We start from the raw sequence: 6590 nt of genomic DNA on the forward strand, positions 1-6590 counted from the left end.
ACCCATGGACCACAGCTCGACCGGGCACCACCCGGCCGCGTCGCTGCCCCCGGCCTACCTGCGGCCGGGGTCGTCGTCGTTCACCGATTTCCTCCGCGCCCAGGCCCCCGAGCTGCTGCCGTCCGCGCGGCGCTACCCGGAGGGCTCCGTGGTGCAGGCCCCGCACGGCACCACCGTCGTCGCGCTGACCTACAAGGGCGGCGTGGTGCTCGCGGGCGACCGGCGGGCCACCATGGGCAACACCATCGCCCAGCGCGACATGAAGAAGGTCTTCGTCACCGACGACTACTCGGCGGTGGGCATCGCGGGCACCGCGGGCATCGCGATCGAGATCGTCCGGCTGTTCGCGGTCGAGCTGCGGCACTACGAGAAGATCGAGGGCGTGTCGCTGTCCCTGGACGGCAAGGCCAACCGGCTGTCCGCGATGATCAAGGGCAACCTGGACGCCGCGCTCGCCGGTCTGGCCGTGGTCCCGCTGTTCGCGGGCTTCGACACCGAGGCGGCCGACCCGGACCGCGCCGGGCGGATCGTGTCCTACGACGTGACCGGCGGCCGGTACGAGGAGTCGCTCGGCTACCAGGCCGTGGGCTCGGGCTCGCTGTTCGCGAAGTCGGCGCTGAAGAAGCTCTACAACCCCGACGCGGACGCCGACGCGGCCGTGCGGGCGGCGATCGAGTCGCTCTACGACGCGGCGGACGACGACACGGGTACCGGTGGGCCGGACATCGTCCGGAAGATCTACCCCACCGTGGTCACGATCACGGCCGCCGCCGGCGCGGCGCACCTGCCCGACGAGCGGACCGCCGCGATCGCCGAAGCCGTGGTCGCATCCCGTCGCTCCAGCCCCGCGGGCTGACTTCTCCCCACCCGTCGACACCAGGAGTCGCACCAGTGACGATGCCGTTGTACGCCTCACCCGAGCAGGTCCTCCGGGACCGCTCGGAGTACGCCAGGAAGGGCATCGCGCGCGGGCGCAGCGTCGTCGTGCTGCGCTACGCGGATGGCGTGCTGTTCGTGGCGGAAAACCCCTCCGCGACCTTGCACAAGGTCTCGGAGATCTACGACCGCATCGGGTTCGCCGCGGTCGGCCGCTACAGCGAGTTCGAGAACCTGCGGCAGGCGGGCATCCGGTTCTCCGACATCCGCGGCTACCAGAACGACCCGCGCGACGTGACGGGTCGTTCCCTGGCCAACGTGTACGCGCAGACCCTCGGCTCGGTGTTCAGCGAGCAGATCAAGCCGCTGGAGGTGGAGATCTGCGTCGCCGAGGTGGGCCGTACCCCGGAGCAGGACACGCTGTACCGGCTGACCTACGACGGCTCCATCGTGGAGGAGCCGCAGTACGTCGTGATGGGTGGCCAGGCCGAGGCGACCGGCACCGCGTTGAAGGACGCCTACGCCGAGAACCTGCCGCTGGCCGAGGCGCTGCGGGTGGCCGTCAAGGCGCTCAGCGCGGGCAGCACCAGCACCGGCAACGGCAAGCCGGACCTGCTCGACCAGCCCAAGCTTGAGGTGGCCGTGCTGGAGCGCGACCGCCCCCACCGCGCGTTCCGCCGCATCCACGGCGCGGCGCTGACCTCGCTGCTGCCCGCCGTGGCCCCGGCCGACGCGCCCCCAGCCGAAGTGCCCGCAGCCGACGTACCTGCCGCCGACGTGCCTGCGGACGCCCCGGCCAAGGGCGGCAAGAAGAAGGCCGTGACGGACGTGGACCTCCCGCCGAACGACCAGAAGTAGCCGTCCCGAGCACGCGACAGGCCCCCGGTTCTCGCTCACCGGGGGCCTGTCGCGTGCTCAGAGGAAGATCTTGACGAGCTGGTCGCGCCCCTCGGGGTCGCGCAGCACGACCTGGTTGCCCGCGCGCAGCTCGGCGTCGACGAACTCGTAGATCAGCAGCGCCCGGTTGACCAGGTCGACCTTCTTCAGCCCGGTGCGCTCCTGGAGCTTCCCGATCGCCTCCACCGCCTCGGCGATGAGCGCGACGTTCACCCGGTCCACGACCGCCGGTCGCTCGGCGCTCCGCTCGGTCGACATGGGTGTTCCTCTCGTCCGCGATGACCCGAGTATGCCAGGGCAGGTGCGGAGGAGCCACCGATTCGGTGGTGAAAATGTGTCAGAACCTTGCGGTAGACGTGCCCAGCGTGCACGATTAGGTGGTCGTCGAACGCGCTGTCGCTGTCGGACCGGTCCGGGGGACCGGCCGGCAACAGCGAGAGGACGTTCGAGATGAGCACTGCGGCAGAACCGGATCGGGGCGAACCCGCCTCCGGGAGCATCGCGGGCGGGGACGACCCCACGCCCGCCGCACGAATCCGCGTGGTGAAGACCGGGTTCTCGGTGGAGGTGGCAGTACCCGCCCGCCACACGGCCCGGCTCCTCACCACCGCGGCGCACGCCGCAGCGGCGGTCGGGGTGCTGGTCGGCCCCGGTCTCACGCTGCGACTGGTCCCGCCGGACTTCCCGGCGTGGGCGGTGGTCGGCCTGATCGCCGGGCAGTTGTGCCTGCTCGGGCTCGTGGCGCTGATCGCCAGGCGAGCGGGATGACGTGAGGCCCGGTGTCCCCCGGAGCCGGGCCTCACCGCACGTCGGGCACGCGCACCGCCGCCGGGACGTGGTCCGGCCGCTCTCGTGCGCCGGCACCCGCGACTACGCCGGACTCGTCGGTCCGAGCTCGCGCGCCCACGTCTCTTCCACGACGTCCTTGCCCCACTTGCGCACCGGGGCGCTCCGGACGAGTTCGAACCCGGCACGCCGGTAGATACCCCGCGCGACCTCGACCTCGGCCACCGTCGCGAGCGTCATCCGCCGGTAACCGACCCGGGTGGCGAACCGGACGCACTCCTCGACCAGGCGCTTGCCGATGCCCAGGCCGCGTGCCTGCGGTTCGACCAGGAGCATGCGCAGTTGCGCGGTCTCCGCGTCGCCGCGCACGCAGAAGATCGAGCCGACCGGTTCACCGTCGACCTCCGCGATCCACGCCGCCTCGCGCTCGGGGTCGTGGCTCAGGACGTAGTCGGCGGCGATCCGGGCGACCATCGCTTCGAACGTGCCGTCGTAGGCGTACTCCTCGGCGTAGCGGACGCCGTGCCGGTGCACGACCCAGCCGAGGTCACCGGGGCGCACCGGGCGCAGCCGGTAGGCGCGCGGGGTGTCGGTCAGGATGCGGCGGATGCGGGTCATCGCGGCCACCAGGGCGGCCCGGTCGGACTCGGGGACGCGGTCGAGCAGCGCGCCGATCTCGGCGTTCGAGCGTTCATCCAGTTCGGCGTACACCTGGTGGCCGCGACCGGTCACCGCGACGACGTGCCGCCGGGCGTCCTCGGGGGAGGGGGAGCGGGTGATCAGGCCCTCGCGCTCGAAGCGGCCCAGGATGCGGCTGAGGTAGCCGGCGTCCAGGCCGAGCGCGCCCTTGACGTCCGGGGTGCCCGAGACCAGTTCCAGCAGGACGCGGACCTCGGTGAGGGAATACGGCGAGCTGAGGTACGCGCCGTCGAGCAGACCGATGACCCCGGTGTAGAAGCGGTTGAACGCCCTGATCTCCGCGACCGACATGGTTGACTCCCTCAACTGAACCGTTGACCGGGTCAACCATATGCCTGTCTCGCCGCGTCGCCGGTCGTCAGGCGCGGGTTACGGCCGGTAGATCGCGAGGGCCGCCGGTCGGGCGCGGAACGCGAAGGTGGAGCCGGTCGGGCCCACCTCGCCGTCCGTCGCGATCGCCACCCCGCGACCGTCCCGGACCTTCACGTCCAGGCTGCGGGTCTCCAGGTGCTGGTAGGTGCGGCTCTGGTTCAGCGAGCCCAGCAACGCGCCGATGAAGAACCGCGCCCGCGAGAAGCGGGTGTCCGCGCGGATGTACCGCACGTCCATCAACCCCCGGTCCAGGGCCGGGCGCATGGTGGGCGCGAAGCCCTTCGGCCGGTACGGGCCGTTGCCGACGAACAGCATCCACACCAGGTGCTCCTCGCCGTTGAGCTCCACCCGCAACGGCTGGGAGGTGCGCAGCACCTCGGCCATCGCGATCGCCGCCGCCGGCCACTTGCCCCACCGGTTCTGGAGCTTCTCGCGGAGCCGGACCATGTCGGGGTAGCCGCCCAGCGACGCGGTGTTGACGAACCAGCGCGGTCCCTCGCCGTCGACGGTCACCGCCGACAGGTCCACCAGCACCCCCTCACCCGCCGCGACGGCCCTGGCCGTGTCGTCCAGGCCGGTCAGGCCGACGTCGCGGGCGAAGTGGTTCAGCGTCCCGGACGGGACCAGCACCAGCGGCAGCCGGTTCGCCGCCGCCACCGCCGCGACGGCGGCCACCGAGCCGTCGCCACCGGCCACGCCGATCGCCTTCGGGTGGTGGTCCTCGACGATCGTGTCCAGGTCCTCGATCGACACGATCCGGGCCTTCGGCCACTCCCGGGTGATGTCCTCGGTCGGGTCGCCGCCCACCCCCGAGTTGGGGTTGACGACGACCGCGAGGCCCTCGCCGTCCTCCAGCGCCTCCAGCGCGGCGTACTCCCGCGCGGACGCCGGCTCGTCCCGCCCGAGCGGCCACCAACGCCTGGTCAGGAGGCCGGCACCCACCCCGATCAGGGCTCCGGCGGCCACGTCCGACGGCCAGTGCACGCCGGTGTGCACCCGCGAGTACGCCACCGCCGCCGCGATCGGCGCGACGACCGCCGCCAGCGCGGGCGACTCCATCGCGACCGCCGTGGTGAACGCGGCGGCCGACGCGGCGTGCCCGGACGGGAACGACGACGACGTCGGCCGCTTGGTCAGCCGGCGGGGCACGGCCAGCAGTTCCGCCGCTGGTCGGCGGCGGGGGAACAGGCGTTTCGCGACCAGGCTGGCGCTGGCGCTCGCACCGGCGATGGCCGCGAGGCCGCGCAGGCCGGCGCGTCGCGGTCGGCCCTTGCGCAGGGCCAGCACGCCCGCCACCCCCAGCCACAGCACGCTGTGGTTCGCGGCCTTCGACAAACTCTTCATGCCCTGGTCGACGGGCGTGGCGGGCAGCATCCCGCAACGCTCCATCAGGGCTTGGTCCAGGCGGTTCACTCGTCGGAGCACACTGGAACGTTATCCGCGAAATCCGCGTGCCGCCCGATTGGATCACTGAGGAAATCACCGAATGCGCCTACTGTTGAGGGATGCAGCGGCGGATCTTCGGCATTGAGACTGAGTTCGGGGTGACCTGCACCTTCCACGGGCAGCGCAGGCTGTCCCCGGATGAGGTCGCGCGTTATCTGTTCCGCCGGGTCGTGTCGTGGGGCCGTTCCTCGAACGTCTTCCTGCGCAACGGCTCTCGGCTCTACCTGGACGTGGGGTCGCACCCCGAGTACGCGACCGCGGAGTGCGACGACCTCGTCCAGCTCGTCACGCACGACAAGGCTGGTGAGCGGATCCTCGAAGACCTGCTCGTCGACGCCGAGCGCAGGCTCGCCGACGAGGGCATCGGGGGGGACATCTTCCTGTTCAAGAACAACACCGACTCCGCGGGCAACTCCTACGGTTGCCACGAGAACTACCTGGTCGCGCGCGCCGGGGAGTTCTCCCGGATCGCGGACGTGCTGCTGCCGTTCCTGGTGACCAGGCAGTTGATCTGCGGCGCGGGCAAGGTCCTCCAGACCCCGCGCGGCGCGGTGTACTGCCTGTCCCAGCGGGCCGAGCACATCTGGGAGGGCGTGTCGAGCGCCACCACCCGCTCACGCCCGATCATCAACACCCGCGACGAACCGCACGCCGATGCCGAGCGCTACCGCAGGCTGCACGTCATCGTCGGCGACTCGAACATGTCCGAGGTGACCACGCTGCTCAAGGTGGGCAGCGCGAACCTGGTGCTGGAGATGATCGAGCAGGGCGTCCAGTTCCGGGACTTCAGCCTGGACAACCCGATCCGCGCGATCCGCGAGATCAGCCACGACCTGACCGGCCGGCGCACGGTGCGCCTCGCGGGCGGCAAGGAGGCCTCCGCGCTGGACATCCAGCGCGAGTACTTCGAGCGGGCCGTGGAGCACGTGGCCAAGCGGGCACCCGACCCGATGGCGGAGCGGGTGCTGGAGCTGTGGGGCCGCACGCTGGACGCGGTCGAGGCCGAGGACCTGTCCAAGATCGACCGCGAGATCGACTGGGCCATCAAGTACCGGCTGATGCAGCGGTACCAGGCCAAGCACGACATGGACCTGTCGAACCCGCGGATCGCCCAGCTCGACCTCGCCTACCACGACATCCGGCGCGGCCGGGGCATCTTCGACCTGCTCCAGCGCAAGGGGCAGGTGGACCGGGTGACCGACGACGGCGAGATCGAGGCCGCGAAGGACACCCCGCCGCAGACCACCCGGGCCAAGCTGCGCGGTGACTTCATCGCCGCCGCGCAGGCCGCCGGCCGGGACTTCACCGTCGACTGGGTCCACCTCAAGCTGAACGACCAGGCGCAGCGCACCGTGCTGTGCAAGGACCCGTTCCGCGCGGTGGACGAGCGGGTGGAGCGGCTGATCTCCTCGCTCTAGATGTACTGACTCGTGACGTTGTTGACACTTAGGTGGTCAGTCGGGTGATGGGTGGCTGGCCGCCGAGGGCGCTGTGGGCTCGTCGGGTGTTGTAGT

7 protein-coding genes are annotated in these 6590 nt (G+C 71.3%); 4 read left to right on the top strand and 3 right to left on the bottom strand.

Annotated elements, in window-relative coordinates:
* Window positions 1–4 precede the first annotated feature (4 nt).
* A complete protein-coding gene (prcB, locus tag AB0G01_RS31680; RefSeq protein WP_360953307.1) occupies window positions 5–856 on the top strand; it encodes a proteasome subunit beta in 852 nt (283 codons plus the stop codon).
* A gap of 35 nt (window positions 857–891) precedes the next feature.
* Window positions 892–1734 carry a proteasome subunit alpha gene (gene prcA / locus AB0G01_RS31685; RefSeq protein WP_360953310.1) on the top strand — a complete coding sequence of 281 codons (843 nt, stop codon included), beginning with the start codon at window positions 892–894 and terminating at the stop codon, window positions 1732–1734.
* Between the two features lie 57 nt (window positions 1735–1791).
* On the opposite strand, the gene AB0G01_RS31690 is transcribed toward prcA, so the two are convergent.
* Window positions 1792–2031 carry a hypothetical protein gene (locus AB0G01_RS31690; RefSeq protein WP_360953313.1) on the bottom strand — a complete coding sequence of 80 codons (240 nt, stop codon included), beginning with the start codon at window positions 2029–2031 and terminating at the stop codon, window positions 1792–1794.
* Window positions 2032–2223: 192 nt separating this feature from the next.
* Between AB0G01_RS31690 and AB0G01_RS31695 the strand changes: the two genes are divergently transcribed.
* Window positions 2224–2541, top strand: a complete 318-nt coding sequence (locus tag AB0G01_RS31695; protein WP_360953316.1) for a hypothetical protein — start codon at window positions 2224–2226, stop codon at window positions 2539–2541.
* Between the two features lie 102 nt (window positions 2542–2643).
* Here AB0G01_RS31695 and AB0G01_RS31700 read toward each other — a convergent pair whose 3' ends face one another.
* Window positions 2644–3549 carry a helix-turn-helix domain-containing GNAT family N-acetyltransferase gene (locus AB0G01_RS31700; protein ID WP_360953319.1) on the bottom strand — a complete coding sequence of 302 codons (906 nt, stop codon included), beginning with the start codon at window positions 3547–3549 and terminating at the stop codon, window positions 2644–2646.
* 78 nt (window positions 3550–3627) lie between these two features.
* A complete protein-coding gene (locus AB0G01_RS31705; RefSeq protein ID WP_360953322.1) occupies window positions 3628–5055 on the bottom strand; it encodes a phosphatase PAP2 family protein in 1428 nt (475 codons plus the stop codon).
* 80 nt (window positions 5056–5135) lie between these two features.
* On the opposite strand from AB0G01_RS31705, the gene pafA reads away from it, so the two are divergent.
* Window positions 5136–6494: a Pup--protein ligase gene (gene pafA / locus AB0G01_RS31710; protein ID WP_360953325.1), complete on the top strand. Its 1359-nt coding sequence runs from the start codon at window positions 5136–5138 to the stop codon at window positions 6492–6494.
* Window positions 6495–6590: the final 96 nt, after the last annotated feature.

Source organism: Actinosynnema sp. NPDC023587 (genome assembly GCF_040640215.1).
In the GTDB taxonomy this organism is placed as follows: Bacteria; Actinomycetota; Actinomycetes; order Mycobacteriales; family Pseudonocardiaceae; genus Actinosynnema.